Here is an 18133-nt window from a genome sequence, read left to right on the forward strand (position 1 = left end):
AGGGGTTTTGTTTTGGGCGGTCGGAAAGTATGGCGAGCGTCTCCAAGTGTTCCTCACTTGCAGCCTACGATTGTCTTCAATGCTAAAGTCCATCCCTCGATTTTGCTTTTCCCAAGGAAGCCGTTATGCCGGATGCGACGTCCCTCAGTGCTGGATTCATGGTGGTTCACGGCAACCGCCTGGATGAACTGCGCAGCCTGGTTGTCAGCTGGATGCGCCGTTACCCGCTGGCTCCCCTGGAAAACGAAATCGCCCTGGTACAAAGCAACGGTATTGCTCAGTGGCTGAAACTGGCGCTGGCTGAAGACCCTGAAGACGACGACATGGGCGGTTGCGGCATCGCTGCCGCTATTGATGTGCAGCTTCCCGGCAGCTTCATGTGGCAGCTCTATCGCATGGTCCTGGGCAAAGACGAGATCCCGCCCAAATCCCTGCTCGACAAAGCCCCACTGACCTGGCGCCTCATGCGCCTGCTCCCCGAGCTGATCGATCAGCCCCATTTCGAACCCCTGCAACGCTTCCTGACCCACGATACGGATCTGCGCAAACGCTACCAACTCGCGGAACGCCTCGCCGACCTGTTCGACCAATACCAGGTCTACCGTGCTGACTGGCTGGAAGATTGGGCTGCCGGTCGCCATCAACTGCGCAATGGCCGTGGCGAATCCAAACCTTTGAACCCGGCCAACTGCTGGCAAGCCGAACTATGGCGCGCCCTGCTGTTGGACGTAGGAGAGGAGGGCATGGCTCAAAGTCGCGCCGGAGTTCACCAACGCTTTATCGAGCGCATCAATAGCCTGGAGCAGGCACCGATAGGCCTGCCCTCCCGCGTGATCGTCTTCGGCATTTCCTCCTTGCCAGCCCAAGCGCTGGAAGCCCTTGCCGGCCTCGCCCGTTTCAGCCAGGTGCTGCTGTGTGTGCACAACCCTTGTCGCCATCACTGGTCCGACATCGTCGCCGACAAAGACCTGCTCCGAAACGAATACAAGCGCCAGGCACGCAAGGCCGGAATGCCGGTCACCATCGACCCGCAAACCCTGCATCAGCACGCCCACCCGCTGCTCGCTGCCTGGGGTAAGCAAGGTCGCGACTACATCAACCTGTTGGACAGCTACGACGACCCCAACAGTTACCGCTCGGCATTCCGTGACGGTCGTATCGACCTGTTCAGCGAGAGCGAGCCCACCACCTTGCTCAACCAACTCCAGGACGACATCCTCGAACTGCGCCCCCTCAACGAAACCCGTGAACTCTGGCCAAGCGTCGACCTGGCGCGCGACACTTCCATTCGCTTCCACATCGCCCACAGTGCCCAACGCGAAGTTGAAGTTCTTCACGACCAGTTACTGCAGCGCTTCAGCGCCAACCCCACGCTGCGCCCACGGGACATCATCGTCATGGTCCCCGACGTCGACAGCTACGCGCCGCATATTCGCGCCGTATTCGGCCAGCTTGAAAGAAGCGACCTACGCTTCATTCCGTTCACGCTTACGGACCAGGGCCAGCGCGGTCGCGATCCGTTACTGATTGCCGTCGAGCACCTGCTCAAGCTCCCGGACAGCCGCTTTCCGGTCAGCGAAATCCTCGACCTGCTCGACGTCCCGGCACTGCGGGAACGCTTCGCCATCAAGGAGCGCGACCTGCCGACCCTGCACCGCTGGATCGAAGGCGCCGGTATCCGTTGGGGCCTCAACGCCGAACAACGCGCCGGCCTCGGCTTGCCCCAGGAGCTGGAGCAAAACAGCTGGCGGTTCGGCCTGCGTCGCATGCTCCTGGGCTACGCCGTCGGTACGGGCGCTGCCTGCGATGGCATCGAGCCGTACGATGAAATCGGCGGACTCGATGCGGCCTTGATCGGCCCGCTGGTCGCACTGCTCGATGCGCTGCACGACGCCCACCAGGCACTTTCGCAACCTGCCGCGCCGACAGAGTGGGGCGAGCGCCTGCAAAACCTGATGCAGTTGTTCTTCCTCCCGAGCAACGAGCACGACGACTACCTGTTGGGTCAACTCGAGCAACTGAGAGAAACCTGGCTGGAGACCTGCGAGTCCGTCGGACTGCATGACGAATTACCCCTGACCGTAGTCCGCGAGGCCTGGCTGGCAGGCCTCGACCAAGGCCGACTGTCCCAGCGCTTCCTCGCGGGAGCTGTCAATTTTTGTACCTTGATGCCCATGCGCGCGATCCCGTTCAAGCTGGTTTGCCTACTCGGCATGAACGATGGCGACTACCCACGCGCACAACCGCCGCTGGACTTTGACCTGATGGGCAGCGACTACCGCCCAGGCGATCGGTCACGCCGCGAAGACGACCGCTACCTGTTGCTCGAAGCCCTGCTCTCCGCCCGCGACCAGCTCTACATCAGTTGGGTCGGCCGCAGTATCCGCGACAACAGTGATCGCCCGGCATCGGTCCTGATCGGGCAGTTGCGCGACCACATCGCCAGCGGCTGGCACACCACCAGTGGCGAACCACTCCTGGAAGCCACCACCCAGGAACACCCGCTCCAGCCCTTCAGCGCCCGCTACTTCCATGAAGGTGACAAGCTGTTCAGCTACGCCCGCGAATGGCAGTTGCTCCACGCAACCCCGGACAGCGTGCCCGATACCGGCAGCCTCGCACCCTACACCCAGGAAGAACCGCTGAGCCTCGGCCAACTGCAAGACTTCCTGCGCAACCCGGTCAAACACTTCTTCAGCCAGCGCCTGAAAGTGTTTTTCGAAGCCGCCGAAGTCCCGCTGGAAGATGAAGAACCCTTCGTCCTCGATGCACTGCAGCGCTATAGCCTGAGCGACAGTTTGCTCACGGCGGCACTCACCCGCCCCGACAACCTCGACGAAGCCCTCAACGCCCAGGCCCTGCGTCTGCAAGGCAGTGGCTTGTTGCCGATGGTTGGTTTCGGCGAATGCCTGCGCAAAGAACTGATCGAGCCTCTGCCCGACCTGTTGCAGCGTTACCAGCAACTCCTGGCACTCTGGCCCACTGCGCACACCAGCGCCGAACCGATCAGTTTTGAGCATCAAGGCATCCAGCTGGAAGGTTGGATCAGTGGCCTGCATCAACGCAGCGATGGCGGCTTTCTAAGCGTCACCGCCATCCCCAACAGCATCGGCTCGATCAAGACCCGTAAGTGGCATCGCCTGATTCGCCCATGGGTCAACCACCTGGTGGCCTGTGCCTGCGGCCTTCCGTTAAGTACCGGCCTGGTCGCCAGCGACGACACACTGCTATTGGCCCCACTTGAGCAAGCCACAGCCCGGGAGCTCCTCGGCAACCTGCTGCTCGCCTGGAAAACCGGCATGAGCGAACCACTGCCGGTCGCCGTTAAAACCGCATTCGCCTGGCTCGGTCAAACCGACCCGGCCAAAGCGCAAGCCGCCGCCAGCAAAGCCTACGAAGGCGACGGCCAAACCAGCGACGGCGAGCGCCGTGAAAGCCCTGCGCTCATCCGACAGTTCCCCGACTACGCCGCCTTGATGGCCAGCGAAGAGTTCGAAGGCTGGTGCGAAACCCTCTATCGACCGTTGATCAACGCTCCCTGGCGATCACTCACCAGCGCGGAGGCCAGCGCATGAGCGGTACAAAGCCCCTGGCCCTGGCCTTCCCGCTCAAGGGCAGCCAACTGATCGAAGCCAGTGCCGGCACAGGCAAGACATTTACCATCTCAGCGCTCTACCTGCGTCTGGTACTCGGCCACGGAGGGGACGAATCGGGCTTCGGCCGCGAGTTGCTGCCGCCGCAAATTCTCGTCGTGACCTTTACTGATGCCGCCACCAAAGAGCTGCGTGAACGCATCCGAATCCGCCTGGCAGAAGCCGCGCGTTTTTTCCGCGAAGAAATCGAAGAACCCGACGCGTTGATCGCCGAACTGCGCGACCAATACAGCCCCGAACAATGGCCCGGCTGCGCCAATCGCCTGGACATCGCCGCCCAGTGGATGGATGAAGCCGCCGTCTCGACCATTCACAGCTGGTGCCAGCGCATGCTGCGCGAACACGCCTTCGACAGCGGCAGCCTGTTCACCCAGACCCTGGAAACTGACCACAGCGACCTGCTCGGCGAAGTGCTGCGCGACTACTGGCGGCTGTTCTGCTACCCGATGCACGACGATGCGCTGAACTGGGTGCGCAACAATTGGGGCGGCCCGGCGGCCCTGATGCCACGGGTACGCGCGCTGTTCGGCAGCGAGCGGCCCACGGATGAAACGCGTGACCCCGCCGAGCTGATCAACGAATGCCTGCAAGAGCGTCGCCAAGCACTCGTCGCGCTCAAGGCACCCTGGCAACAATGGGCAGAAGAATTGCGCAACATTTGCCTGCAGGCCGTCGCCGCCAAAACCGTCGATGGTCGCAAGATGCAAGCCCGTTACTTCGAACCCTGGTTCGAAAAAATCAGCGCCTGGGCAGCTGACGAGTCTCTCGAACAACTGGACATCGGCACCGGTTTCACCCGCCTGACCCCCGACGGCATGGCCGAAGCCTGGAAAGGCGAACCACCACGCCATCCGGGTATCGACGCCATGGCCAGTCTCAAGGCCAGCCTCGACGCCTTGCCAACGCCCGATGCTGCTGTACTGCAACACGCCGCCGGCTGGGTGGGGAAACGCTTCGAAGAAGAAAAGCGCCGTCGCGCCGAAATGGGCTTCGACGACATGCTGATCCGCCTCAACGCCGCCCTGCAAGCCGACGGCGGCGAGCGTTTGGCCAGCGTGATCCGCGAGCAATTCCCGGTCGCCCTGATCGACGAATTCCAGGACACCGACCCGGTGCAATACAGCATCTTCGACAGTATCTACCGCATCGAAGAAAACCACCTCGACAGCGGCCTGTTCCTGATCGGCGACCCAAAGCAGGCGATCTACGCCTTCCGTGGCGCCGACATCTACACCTACCTGCGCGCGCGCCAGTCCACCACCGGCCGCCATCACACCCTGGGCACCAACTTCCGTTCGAGCCACGCCATGGTCGAGGCGGTAAACCACGTATTCCAGCGCGCAGAAAAAGGCCGTGGAGCGTTCCTGTTCCGTGAACCAGACGGTACGAATCCGGTGCCGTTCCAGTCGGTATTGTCCCAAGGCCGTAAGGAACAACTGCAGGTCAACGGTCAGACGTTGCCTGCGCTGAATCTCTGGCATCTACCCACCGACCAGCCGATCTCCGGCGTGCTCTACCGCCAACAGTTGGCCGCGTCCTGTGCCAGTCAAATCGTCGCGTTACTCAATGGCGGCCAGCAGGGAACTGCCGGATTCCTCGGCAAAGACGCTAGCTTCAAAGGCGTGCTGCCTTCAGACATCGCCATCCTCGTGCGCGACGGCAAGGAAGCCCAGGCCGTGCGCGGTGAACTGGCTGCCCGTGGCGTGCGCAGCGTTTACCTTTCCGACAAGGACTCCGTGTTCGCCGCCCAGGAAGCCCACGATCTGCTGGCCTGGCTCAAGGCCTGTGCCGAGCCGGACGTCGAGCGCCCACTGCGCGCCGCCCTGGCTTGCGTCACCTTGAACCTGTCGCTGCCCGAACTGGAGCGTCTGAACCAGGACGAACTGGCGTGGGAACAACGCGTAATGCAGTTCCGCGATTACCGTACGATCTGGCGCACCCAAGGCGTGCTGCCGATGCTGCGGCGCCTGTTGCACGACTTCAAATTGCCGCAAACCCTGATCACGCGCAGCGATGGCGAGCGGGTATTGACCAACCTGTTGCACCTCTCGGAATTGCTGCAACAGGCGGCCGCAGAGCTGGACGGTGAACAAGCGCTGATTCGCCATCTGGCCGAACATCTCGCGCTTTCCGGCCAGGCCGGTGAAGAGCAGATCCTGCGCCTGGAAAGTGATGAACAACTGGTCAAAGTGGTAACGATCCACAAATCCAAGGGGCTGGAATACGACCTGGTTTTCCTGCCGTTCATTTGCTCGGCAAAACCGGTTGATGGCAGCCGCCTGCCGTTGCATTACCACGACGCAAACGGCAAATCCCAGGTCAGCCTCAGGCCCACCGCCGAGTTGATCGCCCAAGCCGACGATGAGCGCCTGGCCGAAGACTTGCGTCTGTTTTACGTGGCGCTGACCCGCGCCAAACACGCCTGCTGGCTGGGCATCGCCGACCTCAAGCGTGGCAATAACAACAGCTCGGTGCTGCACCTGTCGGCCCTGGGCTACTTGCTCGGCGGCGGCGCCGCACTTGGCGAGTCCGGCGGCCTGGCCCGCTGGTTGCTTGACCTGCAGGAAGGTTGCCCGGCACTGCATTACGCAGAAATGCCCGAGGCCGATGCGGTCGTATTCCACCCGCCGCGTAACGAAGCCACCTTGCTCGCGCCGCTGCTGCCCAAGCGCAAGGCGGCAGAAAACTGGTGGATCGCTTCCTACAGTGCGCTGCGTATCGGCGAGAGCATGAGTGCGGCGAGCCTCGAAGCGCCGGAAAGCCCACAAGCGCAGAAGCTGTTCGATGACGAACGCCTCGACCCGGATGCCCCACGCGAAGTGCCGGCTTCCGGTGGCGATATTCACCGTTTCCCACGCGGGCCGAATCCCGGCACCTTTCTCCATGGCCTGCTGGAATGGGCGGGCGGCGAAGGCTTCAATGTTACCCCGGAGGCCATCGAAGATGCGGTCGCCCGCCGCTGCAACCGACGCGGCTGGGAAGGCTGGATCGGCACACTCGGCGGTTGGCTCGGGCATCTGTTGCAAGCCCGGTTGCCGCTGGGCAACGGGCAGGTGGCCCTTAGCGAGTTGCGGCAGTACCAGATCGAAATGGAGTTCTGGTTTGCCAGCCACAAGGTCGACGTCCTCGCACTCGACAAACTGGTGTGCCAGCACACTCACAATGGCGTATCCCGCGTGGCCGCCGAACGGGTGCTGCTCAACGGCATGTTCAAGGGGTTTATCGACCTGACCTTTGAACACGAAGGCCGCTACTACGTGGCCGACTACAAATCCAATTGGCTTGGTCCCGATGATTCGGCCTACACGCAGCAGGCCATGGAGCTGTCGATCCTCGACCATCGTTACGACCTGCAATACGTACTTTACCTGCTGGCCCTGCATCGCCAGCTGAAGGCGCGGCTGCCGGATTACGACTACGACCGTCACGTCGGCGGCGCGTTGTACCTGTTCCTGCGGGGCACCCATTCCGCGAGCCAGGGCGCGTATTTTACCCGACCGCCCCGGGAATTGATCGAAAGCCTGGACCTGCTGTTCCAGGGCAAACCGCTACCACCCAAGGCCGAGCCCGCCTGGGAACAAGGAGAGCTGCTATGAGCCTGTCGCCGTTACCGCTTGAGGAGCTGACGCCCCTCAGCCGCGCCGCCGACCTGGTGCAACTGCTCGATCTCTGGGTGCAGCGCGGCTGGTTGCGCGCGCTGGACAAGGCCTTTGTCGGCTTCCTCCACGAACTCGATCCGCAGGCTGACCCTTTAGTCCTGCTGGCCGCGGCCCTGACCAGCCACCAACTGGGCCATGGCCATGTATGCCTGGACCTGTTCGAAACCCTCAAGGCCCCGGATTTCGCTCTGTCGCTGCCACCCGAAGGCGATGTGCAAAACGGCGTCATGCTGCTGCCATCACAGTTGCTCGACGGCCTGGACGGCGCCCATTGGTGCCATGCCCTGGCCGCCAGCCGTCTGGTGGCACTGGCCGTCGACGGCAGCGAGGAGGCGCAAAGCCGGCCACTGGTGCTGTCGGGCAAACGCCTGTACTTGCGCCGCTACTGGACCTACGAACGGCGTATCGACAGCGCTTTGCGCCTGCGACTCGCCACCCGGGAAAGCGTTGCCGCCGATCTGCCCGAACGCCTGAATCGCCTGTTCGACCAGGCCCCGCCAGACGGTGTTGTCGACTGGCAAAAGCTCGCCTGCGCCTTGGCCACCCGCGGTGCATTCAGCATCGTCACCGGCGGGCCGGGTACCGGCAAGACCACCACGGTAGTGCGTTTGCTTGCGCTGTTGCAGGCCCCCGCCGTGGAAGCGGGCAGCGCGTTGCGCATCCGTCTGGCGGCGCCCACCGGCAAGGCGGCCGCGCGCTTGACCGAGTCCATCAGCCAGCAAGTGCTGTCGCTGAAAGTGCCTGATGCGGTGAAGGAAAAAATCCCAACCCAGGTCACCACCGTTCACCGTTTGCTCGGCAGCCGTCCCGGCACCCGACACTTCCGGCATCACATCGGCAATCCGTTGCCCCTGGATGTGCTGGTAGTGGACGAAGCCTCGATGATCGACCTGGAAATGATGGCCAACCTGCTGGACGCCTTGCCACCCCATGCTCGCCTGGTGCTGCTGGGTGACAAGGACCAGTTGGCCTCGGTTGAAGCCGGGGCGGTGCTGGGGGATTTGTGCCGCGACGCCGAAGCCGGTTTCTACAGCCCGCAAACCCGCCAGTGGCTGCAACAGGTCAGCGGCGAAGACCTCGGCGCCAGCGGCCTGCAGGAAGACCTCGACGGTAGCCACCCCTTGGCGCAACAAGTGGTGATGCTGCGTTACTCGCGGCGATTCGGCGAAGGCAGCGGCATTGGCCAGCTGGCCCGCTGGGTCAACCAGCAAAACCCCGAGCAGGCCCGCAAACTGCTGGCTGCCCGCAGTCATGCCGACCTGTTTTGCGTCAGCCTCAAGGGCGAGCACGACCATGCCCTGGAGCGCCTGGTGCTGGACGGCCATGGCGACGGTGCCCACGGTTATCGCCATTACCTGAAACTGCTGCAGACCGCGCGTCCGTCCCTGGAGACGCCACGGGATGACGAGGCCTGGACGCTCTGGGCGCAAAAGCTGCTGAAAGCCTTCGACGCATTCCAGTTGCTCTGCGCCGTACGCAAGGGCCCATGGGGCGTGGAGGGCTTGAACCTGCGCATCACCGCCGCGCTGCTCAAGGCCCGGCTGATCGACAGCGACCAGCAATGGTACGAAGGGCGCCCGGTGTTGATGACTCGCAACGATTACGGCCTGGGCCTGATGAACGGCGATATCGGTATCGCCCTCAAGCTGCCCGAAAGCGACGGCGGGCCGCAGGTTCTGCGCGTCGCGTTCCCGCGCAACGATGGCCAGGGCGGCGTACGGTTTGTGTTGCCCAGCCGGCTCAACGACGTCGAAACCGTCTACGCGATGACGGTGCACAAATCTCAGGGCTCTGAATTCACCCACACCGCACTGATTTTGCCGGACGCCTTGAACCCGGTGCTCACCAAAGAGCTGATCTACACCGGCATCACCCGCGCCAAGGACTGGTTCAGCCTGATCGAACCCCGGGGTGGCGTATTCGAAGAGGCGGTGAGCCGCAAGGTGAAACGCTTGAGTGGGCTGATGCTGGAACTGGGCACTTGATCGTCAAAGAAGCTGACCAATGAGTCATCTAAATTTTTTGATCCAAATGTGTGATTTTTCTTAATAAAATGTCGGAATCCTCCTAGGTGTCGCCTCGGGGGTTTTCCGCCGTTGTGCTATCGTTGCGGCATCATCCCGAGAAGATCAAAGAGAATCGCTGCATGAACGTGGCTGTCTCGCCCACAGAGCGAAGTTTGAGCTGGAGACGAATGCTGCTGTTGGCGCTTCTGTGCGTGTTCACGCCCCTCGTTTTTGCCCAGCCGCCTGCCGGCATGGCCGATCAGCGGGCCAAGGCCGTCACCCAAGTGGTCCTGGGTATCCTCAGTTACGCCCGCTGGCCGGTAGAGCCCGCGCAATTGCGTTTGTGCATCGTCGGGCCAACCCAATACACCGATGACCTGGTCAAAGGCACCACCCAGGCTACTGGCCGTCCGGTAGTGGTGCAGCGTTTGCTGGCCGACCATCCAGACATCGCCAATGCCTGCGATGCCGTGTACATCGGCCAATTGACCAGCGACGAGCGCAGCCGCCTGTTCGCGGCATTGATCGGCCATCCGGTGCTCAGCATCAGCGAAGGCGGCGACCAATGCACCGTGGGCAGCCTGTTCTGCCTGCGGGTAGCCGACGAACAGGTGTCGTTCGAGGTCAACCTGGATTCCGTTGCCCGTAGCGGTGTGCGCATTCATCCGAGTGTGCTGCAGCTGTCCCGACGTCGAGCGCCGGGGTCATGAGTGTCGATAAGGCGCCAGTGCGTCCAACCTTGCGTTCAGTGATCGGGCGCGGGCACCTGAGCCTGGCGCTGATGGCCGTCAGCATGGCCAGTATTTCCCTGACCCTGCTCGGCGTGCTCGCGCTGCGGGTGTATGCCGACCACAACCTGCACCTGATCGCCCGCTCCATCAACTACACCGTGGAAGCGGCCGTGGTGTTCAACGACAGCGCGGCGGCCACCGAGGCGTTGGGCGTGATCGCCTCGGAGGAAGAAGTGGCCGAGGCGGAAGTCTTCAACGTCGACGGCAAGCAACTGGCCCATTGGGAGCGCCCTGAAACCGGGATGCTGTCGATGATTGAGCTGCAGTTGGCGCATGCCCTGCTCGAACAACCCATCACCCAGCCGATCCTGCACCAGGGCCAGGTCATCGGCAGCGTGCACCTGACCGGCCACGGCGGCAGCCTGTTGCGCTTCCTGCTCAGCGGCCTTGCCGGGATTCTGGTGTGCACCGCCCTCAGCGCCTGGGTTGCACTGTACCTGGCGCGGCGTTTGTTACGCGGCATCACCGGGCCGTTGCACAGCCTGGCCTCGGTGGCCCACGCCGCCCGAAGCGAGCGGGCCTTTGACCGACGCGTACCGCCGGCGAAAATCGCCGAACTCGACAGCCTGGGCAATGACTTCAATGCCCTGCTCGACGAACTGGAGGCCTGGCAGACCCACCTGCAAAGCGAAAACGAAACCCTCGCCCACCAGGCCAGCCACGACAGCCTGACCGGGCTGCCCAACCGTGCGTTCTTCGAAGGTCGGCTGATCCGCGCCCTGCGCAGCGCCGCCAAGCTCAACGAGAAAGTAGCGGTCTTGTTCCTCGACAGCGACCGCTTTAAAGACATCAACGACAACTTTGGCCACGCCGCCGGCGATGCGGTATTGGTGGCAGTGGCTACGCGCATTCGTGCGCAACTGCGTGAAGACGACCTGGTGGCACGCCTGGGCGGCGATGAATTCGCCATCTTGCTGTCGCCTCTGCACCGACTTGAGGACGCCCAGCGCATTGCCGAAAAAATCATCGCCAGCATGGACGCGCCCATTGCGCTGCCCGGCGACGCCCACGTATTGACCTCACTCAGTATCGGCATCGCCGTCTACCCCGATCATGGCGCCACCCCCGGTAACCTGCTCAACGCCGCCGATGCGGCGATGTACCAGGCCAAACGGCTTTCCCAGGGTGGGCAGCAAACGGCGGAATCGGAGTCCCCCGCCGCCGACGTTCAACACAGGAGTTGATCCCTTGTTCTCGACCGCACGCTTTTTATTCATCACCTTGCTCGTGGCTCTGCTCGCCCTGAGCGGCTGCCAGACCCCGCCGCCCAAAGGCCTGACACCGGCGCAAATCGCCGTGCTCAAACAGCAGGGTTTTGAACTGACTGACGAAGGCTGGGCCTTCGGCCTCTCGGGCAAGGTGCTGTTTGGCAGCGACGTCGAAAGTCTGAATGCCCCCAGCACCGAGATCGTCCAGCGCATCGGCAAGGCGCTGCTGGGCGTGGGCATTGAGCGCGTGCGGGTCGACGGCCACACCGACGCCTCGGGCAAGGAAACCTACAACCAGCAACTGTCCCTGCGCCGAGCCAAAAGCGTCGCGCACGTGTTGGCAGGCGTTGGGATGAAAGAAGAAAACGTACAACTGCGCGGGCTGGGCAGCAGCGAGCCGGTGGCGTCCAACGCGACAGCGGCGGGGCGCACCGAGAATCGCCGGGTGTCGATTGTGGTGATTGCGGACTAGTCTGGCTTTCGGGCACTTCGAGTTGGAATGCAGTCAATGTGGGAGCCGGGCTTGCCCGCGATGGCGGTGGATCAGTTGATGTATTGGGTGACTGACACACTGCTATCGCGGGCAAGCCCGGCTCCCACATTTTATTTAATCGGCAAACACCATCTCCCGCGTTTCCCCCATCAACAACGGCTGATTCTGCTCCGTCACCTCACGGATGTAATCCCACAGCAGGGTGATCCGTTTCAACTTCCTCAAGTCCTCGCGGCAGTACATCCAGAACTGCCGCGTAATGTTTATCTCCTTCGAAAGCACCGGCAGCAATCGCGGGTCCTGTGCCGCCAAAAAGCACGGCAGGATCGCCAGCGAGCGCCCTTGCTGCGCCGCCACGTACTGCGCAATCACGCTGGTGCTGCGCAAACTGGCGCTGGCGCCGGGCACTACATTGGCCAGGTACAGCAGCTCTGAACTGAACGCTAAATCATCCACGTAGCTGATAAACGGATGCTCGGCCAGGTCCGCCGCCCGGCGGATGGGCGGGTGCTGGTCCAGGTATTCCTGCGTCGCGTACAGCTGCAGCTTGTAGTCGCACAGCTTGCAGCACACGTACGGCCCGTGTTCCGGCCGCTCCAGGGCGATGACGATATCCGCCTCGCGCTTGGACAGGCTGATGAAGTGGGGCAGGGGCAGGATGTCCACCGAGATCGCCGGGTAGGTGTCGACGAAGTGGCTCAGTTGCGGGGTGACGAAGAAGCTGCCGAACCCTTCGGTGCAGCCCATGCGCACGTGGCCGGACAGCGCCACGCCGGAGCCGGAAACCTGTTCGCAGGCCATGTGCAACGTGCTTTCGATGGACTCGGCGTAGCCCAGCAGGCGCTGGCCTTCGGTGGTCAATACGAAGCCGTTGGTCCGGGACTTTTCAAACAGGAGAGTGCCCAACGATCCTTCAAGGGAACTGATGCGCCGCGACACCGTGGTGTAGTCCACCGCCAGGCGCTTGGCAGCGACGCTGGCCTTGCGGGTACGCGCGACTTCGAGGAAAAACTTCAGGTCATCCCAGTTCAGGGAGCCCAGTGACGTGATGTTTTTTTGCATATTGGACCGGCTTTTATGTGCGTTCTTATTAGAAGTTTGCACATCTATACTCCAAAAACAGTCCGAACGCCTCATCCTCAAGGCGATTCAACGCCTTGGTTCTCTGCATACCTACAAGAATTGGAGACCACATGAACGCATCTGCCGATATTTCCGTAAAACAGGTCAAGCTGCTGATCAACGGCGAGTGGGTCGAATCCAGGACCACCGAATGGCAAGACATCGTCAACCCCGCTACCCAGCAAGTGCTGGCCCGCGTACCGTTTTCCACCCCTGAAGAAGTCAACGCTGCCATCGACGCCGCCCATCGCGCCTTCCAGACCTGGAAGCTGACGCCGATCGGTGCGCGCATGCGCATCATGCTCAAGCTGCAAGCCTTGATCCGCGAGCACTCCAAGCGCATCGCCGTGGTCCTGAGTGCCGAGCAGGGCAAGACCATTGCCGACGCTGAAGGCGACATTTTCCGTGGCCTGGAAGTGGTCGAGCACGCGTGCTCCATCGGCACCCTGCAGATGGGCGAATTCGCTGAAAACGTCGCCGGCGGTGTGGATACCTACACCCTGCGCCAGCCGATCGGCGTGTGCGCCGGCATCACCCCGTTCAACTTCCCGGCGATGATTCCGCTGTGGATGTTCCCGATGGCCATTGCCTGCGGCAACACGTTCGTACTCAAGCCATCGGAACAGGACCCGCTGTCGACCCTGCTGCTGGTTGAACTGGCGCTGGAAGCCGGGGTGCCAGCCGGTGTGCTGAACGTGGTTCACGGCGGCAAGGACGTGGTGGATGCGCTGTGCACCCACAAAGATATCAAGGCCGTGTCCTTCGTCGGTTCGACCGCCGTGGGGACTCACGTCTACGACCTCGCCGGTAAACACGGCAAGCGCGTGCAATCGATGATGGGCGCCAAGAACCACGCCGTGGTGCTGCCGGATGCCAATCGCGAACAAACCCTGAACGCCCTGGTCGGTGCCGGTTTCGGTGCGGCGGGTCAGCGTTGCATGGCAACTTCCGTGGTGGTGCTGGTAGGCGCGGCCAAGCAATGGCTGCCGGACCTCAAGGCCCTGGCGCAAAAGCTCAAGGTGAACGCCGGCAGCGAAGCCGGTACCGATGTGGGTCCGGTAATCTCCAAGCGCGCCAAGGCACGCATTCTCGACCTGATCGAAAGCGGCGTAAAAGAAGGTGCCAAGCTGGAGCTGGATGGCCGCGGCATCAAGGTGCCGGGCTTTGAGGACGGCAATTTCGTCGGCCCGACGTTGTTCTCCGGCGTGACCACCGACATGCAGATCTACACCCAGGAAATCTTCGGCCCGGTGCTGGTGGTGCTGGAAGTCGACACCCTCGACCAAGCCATCGCCCTGGTCAACGCCAACCCGTTCGGCAACGGCACCGGCCTGTTCACCCAGAGCGGCGCGGCAGCGCGTAAATTCCAGAGCGAAATCGATGTGGGCCAGGTCGGCATCAACATCCCGATCCCCGTGCCGGTTCCGTTCTTCAGCTTCACCGGTTCCCGTGGTTCGAAACTCGGCGACCTGGGCCCGTACGGCAAGCAAGTGGTGCAGTTCTACACCCAGACCAAAACCGTCACCAGCCGCTGGTTCGACGACGACAGCGTCAACGATGGCGTCAACACCACCATCAACCTGCGCTGATCGAGGAGACGACCATGAAGATTGCATTTATCGGCCTGGGCAACATGGGCGCGCCGATGGCGCGCAACCTGATCAAGGCTGGCCATGCGCTGAACCTGTTCGACCTGAACCAGACCGTGCTCAAGGAACTGGCGGAACTGGGCGGCACCATCAGCGCTTCACCGCGCGCGGCAGCCGAAGGCGCCGAGTTGGTGGTGACCATGCTCCCGGCTGCGGCCCATGTGCGCAGTGTGTGGCTCGGTGAAGACGGCGTGCTCGCCGGCATCGGCAAAGGCGTGCCGGCGGTGGATTGCAGCACCATCGACCCGCAGACCGCCCGCGATGTAGCGGCGGCGGCAGCGAAACAAGGCGTGGTGATGGCGGATGCTCCAGTGTCCGGCGGCACCGGCGGTGCCCAGGCCGGGACGTTGACCTTCATGGTCGGCGCCACCCCGGAACTGTTCGCCACCCTGCAACCGGTGCTGGCGCAGATGGGCCGCAACATCGTCCATTGCGGCGAAGTCGGCACCGGGCAAATCGCCAAGATCTGCAACAACCTGCTGCTGGGTATCACCATGGTCGGCGTCAGCGAAGCCATGGCCCTGGGCGATGCGCTGGGCATCGACACCCAAGTGTTGGCGGGAATCATCAACAGCTCCACCGGGCGCTGCTGGAGTTCGGACACCTACAACCCATGGCCCGGGATTATCGAGACGGCGCCGTCGTCCCGGGGTTATACCGGTGGGTTTGGTGCAGAACTGATGCTCAAGGATCTGGGACTGGCCACTGAAGCGGCCCGCCAGGCACACCAGCCGGTGATCCTCGGCGCAGTGGCGCAGCAGTTGTATCAATCGATGAGCCAACGTGGGGAAGGGGGCAAGGACTTCTCGGCGATCATCAACAGCTATCGAAAACCAAAGTAGGGCGATTGTCCTTCTTCACTGTGGGCCCCTGATTTTTACTGCGTAGACCTTCCAGCACCAGCTCACTACTGGTGCTTTTTTTTGACCTGAATAAACCCCTTCGCGACGTTTGTGGGAGGGCGGTATTACTTATCGACTAATGCCTAGGGATAAGGTTTTTTTGCATTGTTATAGTTGTGAAATAAACTTTTACAAGTTTCAGGTGTGACGCTGAAATATCATGTTTTTGATCATGGGTTATTCATTAGGTGAGTGTCCATGGGGCGCTCGATTATCATGCCGTTATAATTGATTTCTCGGTTATGTGTGTTCGGTTTGTCGTGGCTTCCCTCATTAAACACCCATGTTTATTGCGTGTTTACATTTCTCTTTGATGTTGACTACTGCCTCGCTAGTATCGGTTTTGCGAGCGTTGTCATGGTTGCTGCGTCTCGATAACTTCCGCCGAAGCGTTGTACTTTCAAAGTTGTGCAGGTGTGTCAGAGATGGCTAGCGAATGGATGCGTACATCGGGTTTCCCAGGGCTATCGGCCTCATCGAACGAGGCCGCCCTGGAACTTGAAAAAGCCCGCATCCTGGCCCGTCACCTCTCCCGGTTGCTCGACCTCTGGGCTGCGATGCAGTCCAGCCCAAGGCCCGGGCAGGCTTATTCTGACGCCAAGGATGTGCCACCTCATTCGGTGTCAGCGTGTTGCAAGCGCACGCGTGTGGGTCTGCAATGTCGTGAAGAAACCGGCGTCGGTTGATCGCTGTAAATCCTGACCAGTCCTATATAAACGCAAAAAGAGTTTCGTGCTCGGCGGTAACTACCGTCGTGGGCATTCGCTCGCGCTGAAATACGTGTGTCCATATAAAAAAACGGGTGAGAGATGAAAAACATAACTATTGTCGACAAGGCAACGGGGACGGCGACAGAGCATGCCTTTGGCAACGCCAGCCTCAAGGGAACCAGCATTGTAAAACTGCCGTTCGGACAAGAAAGCGTTCAATCGTTTCAACAGTCCGGCCAAAACCTGGTGGTCACTCTGAAGTCTGGAGAAACCATCACCATTCAGAACTTTTTTGTGGTCGGAGCCGACGGCTCCGCTAACCAACTGGTACTGGAAAATGCCGACGGAACATTGTTGCTCGGCAACTATTCCACGCCGTATTCGGGTTTCAACTTCACCGAAATCTCGACCCTGGACGACCTGGGTGTGGCAGCCATTGCCGCTGACAGTGCGGTGCCGGACTGGGTGCTGTGGGGCTTGGGCATCCTCGCCGTCGGCGGTACCGCCGCGGCATTGAGCGGTGGTGGCGGTGGTGGTGGCCATCATCATCAAACGCCAGTTCCTGCACCCGGTGCTGCGACCGGTTTATCGGTCAACAGCGCGGGCACGGTGGTCAGCGGTAAAGGTCAGCCTGGCACCACCGTCACGGTCAAGGATGCCGCCGGTAACGTACTGGGCACAGGCACTGTGGGTACCGACGGCAACTTCCAGGTCAACCTGGACAAGCCGCAAACCAATGGCGAAACCCTGCAAGTCGTCCTCAAGGATGCCGCGGGTCAGGAATCGCAACCTGCGTCTGTGGTAGCGGGTGATACAACCGCCCCCGCCGCACCGAACGGTTTGGCCGTCAGTGCAGACGGTACAACCGTCAGCGGTAAGGGCGAGCCTAATTCGACCGTGATCATCAAGGATGCCAATGGCGAGGTCCTCGGCACCGGCACCGTGGATGCTGAAGGCAACTTCCAGGTCACCCTGGGAACTGCGCAAACCAATGGCGAAACCCTGCAAGTCACCCTCAAGGATGCTGCCGGCAATGAATCGTCCGCCAGCCCCGTGGTGGCTGGCGACAGCACCGCCCCGGATGCGCCGACCAACCTGGTGATCAGTGCCGATGGCGCAACTGTCAGCGGTAAAGGTGAACCGAACGCTGCCGTGAGCATCAAGGATGCCAGCGGCAACGTGATCGGTACGGGCACCGTCGGCGCGGATGGCAATTTCCAGGTTTCGCTCGACACACCCGCGTCCGAAGGCGAAAGCCTGGCGATCACGCTCAAAGACGCTGCCGGCAATGAGTCGGCTCCGGGTGCGCTGGTTGTCGCCGATATTGAGACACCGCTTGCGCCGCGCAACCTGGCAATCAGTGACGTGGGTGACACGCTCAGCGGTGAAGGCGCCGCGGCCCACAAAGTCATCGTCCTCAACGATGCTGGTGAAGTGGTCGGCAGCGGAACAGTGGCAGATGACGGCACATTCCTGGTGCAACTGAACTCGCTGCACATCAATGGCGAGCGGCTACGCGTGTTCCTGCGCAACTTCTCGGGCAAGGAATCCCTGCCAGGCATCGTCATCGCGGGGGACACCATCGCCCCGGATGCCCCAACAAACCTGGTGGTCGGCGAAGATGGCAGCACCGTCACCGGCAAGGGCGAACCGCGCGCGACCGTTACCGTGAAAGACGCCGATGGCAACGTGATCGGCACTGGTACGGTCGGCGACGACGGTAATTTTCAAGTCACCCTGGATCCGCTTCAGGTTAACGGCGAAACACTGGCTGTCACATTGACCGATGCAGCAGGCAACGAGTCTGTTCCGGCTTCTGTGATCGCTGTTGATATTGATGATACGGACGCCGATGCCGATGCCGATGCCGATGCGGACGCTGATGCGGATGCGGATGCGGATGCGGATGCGGATGCTGACGCTGATGCTGATGCTGATGC

At 61.8% G+C, this 18133-nt stretch carries 10 protein-coding genes; 9 read left to right on the top strand and 1 reads right to left on the bottom strand.

Annotated features, from left to right (window positions below; genetic code table 11):
- Positions 1 to 125: 125 nt before the first annotated feature.
- The 6 genes from recC to HX807_RS31390 all read left to right on the top strand — a co-directional run bounded on the left by recC (position 126) and on the right by HX807_RS31390 (position 11789).
- Complete coding sequence (gene recC, locus HX807_RS31365; RefSeq protein ID WP_177052193.1) at positions 126 to 3575, top strand: exodeoxyribonuclease V subunit gamma; 3450 nt, start codon at positions 126 to 128, stop codon at positions 3573 to 3575.
- Positions 3572 to 7249, top strand: a complete 3678-nt coding sequence (gene recB / locus HX807_RS31370) for an exodeoxyribonuclease V subunit beta (RefSeq protein ID WP_177052195.1) — start codon at positions 3572 to 3574, stop codon at positions 7247 to 7249. The genes recC and recB overlap by 4 nt, the downstream gene beginning before the upstream one ends.
- Positions 7246 to 9297: an exodeoxyribonuclease V subunit alpha gene (gene recD / locus HX807_RS31375; RefSeq protein ID WP_177052197.1), complete on the top strand. Its 2052-nt coding sequence runs from the start codon at positions 7246 to 7248 to the stop codon at positions 9295 to 9297. Before recB ends, recD begins: the two co-directional genes overlap by 4 nt.
- 161 nt (positions 9298 to 9458) lie before the next feature.
- On the top strand, positions 9459 to 10028 hold the full coding sequence (locus tag HX807_RS31380; protein WP_032898591.1) for a YfiR family protein: 570 nt from the start codon (positions 9459 to 9461) through the stop codon (positions 10026 to 10028).
- The gene (locus HX807_RS31385; protein ID WP_003214191.1) at positions 10025 to 11293 is read left to right on the top strand and encodes a diguanylate cyclase domain-containing protein; all 1269 of its coding nucleotides are present in this window, start codon (positions 10025 to 10027) and stop codon (positions 11291 to 11293) included. Before HX807_RS31380 ends, HX807_RS31385 begins: the two co-directional genes overlap by 4 nt.
- Positions 11294 to 11297: 4 nt before the next feature.
- Positions 11298 to 11789 carry an OmpA family protein gene (locus tag HX807_RS31390; protein ID WP_003214188.1) on the top strand — a complete coding sequence of 164 codons (492 nt, stop codon included), beginning with the start codon at positions 11298 to 11300 and terminating at the stop codon, positions 11787 to 11789.
- Positions 11790 to 11924: 135 nt separating this feature from the next.
- On the opposite strand, the gene HX807_RS31395 is transcribed toward HX807_RS31390, so the two are convergent.
- Positions 11925 to 12872 (bottom strand): LysR family transcriptional regulator, encoded by a 948-nt coding sequence (locus HX807_RS31395; RefSeq protein ID WP_087694895.1) that lies wholly within the window; start codon positions 12870 to 12872, stop codon positions 11925 to 11927.
- A gap of 131 nt (positions 12873 to 13003) precedes the next feature.
- Between HX807_RS31395 and HX807_RS31400 the strand changes: the two genes are divergently transcribed.
- The 3 genes from HX807_RS31400 to HX807_RS31410 form a co-directional block, all read left to right on the top strand.
- The gene (locus HX807_RS31400; RefSeq protein ID WP_008430611.1) at positions 13004 to 14521 is read left to right on the top strand and encodes a CoA-acylating methylmalonate-semialdehyde dehydrogenase; all 1518 of its coding nucleotides are present in this window, start codon (positions 13004 to 13006) and stop codon (positions 14519 to 14521) included.
- Between the two features lie 14 nt (positions 14522 to 14535).
- Positions 14536 to 15423: a 3-hydroxyisobutyrate dehydrogenase gene (gene mmsB / locus HX807_RS31405; protein ID WP_003214181.1), complete on the top strand. Its 888-nt coding sequence runs from the start codon at positions 14536 to 14538 to the stop codon at positions 15421 to 15423.
- Between the two features lie 869 nt (positions 15424 to 16292).
- A partial coding sequence (locus tag HX807_RS31410; protein ID WP_177052199.1) for an Ig-like domain-containing protein occupies positions 16293 to 18133 on the top strand: 1841 nt, incomplete at its 3' end.

Source organism: Pseudomonas sp. D8002, assembly GCF_013385695.1.
Lineage (GTDB): Bacteria > Pseudomonadota > Gammaproteobacteria > Pseudomonadales > Pseudomonadaceae > Aquipseudomonas.

Excerpts from the sequence above, each read along its gene's own strand:
- recC (WP_177052193.1), top strand. The coding sequence starts at position 126 with ATGCCGGATGCGACGTCCCTCAGTGCTGGATTCATGGTGGTTCACGGC.
- recB (WP_177052195.1), top strand. The coding sequence starts at position 3,572 with ATGAGCGGTACAAAGCCCCTGGCCCTGGCCTTCCCGCTCAAGGGCAGC.
- recD (WP_177052197.1), top strand. The coding sequence starts at position 7,246 with ATGAGCCTGTCGCCGTTACCGCTTGAGGAGCTGACGCCCCTCAGCCGC.
- HX807_RS31380 (WP_032898591.1), top strand. The coding sequence starts at position 9,459 with ATGAACGTGGCTGTCTCGCCCACAGAGCGAAGTTTGAGCTGGAGACGA.
- HX807_RS31385 (WP_003214191.1), top strand. The coding sequence starts at position 10,025 with ATGAGTGTCGATAAGGCGCCAGTGCGTCCAACCTTGCGTTCAGTGATC.
- HX807_RS31395 (WP_087694895.1), bottom strand. The coding sequence starts at position 12,872 with ATGCAAAAAAACATCACGTCACTGGGCTCCCTGAACTGGGATGACCTG.
- HX807_RS31400 (WP_008430611.1), top strand. The coding sequence starts at position 13,004 with ATGAACGCATCTGCCGATATTTCCGTAAAACAGGTCAAGCTGCTGATC.
- mmsB (WP_003214181.1), top strand. The coding sequence starts at position 14,536 with ATGAAGATTGCATTTATCGGCCTGGGCAACATGGGCGCGCCGATGGCG.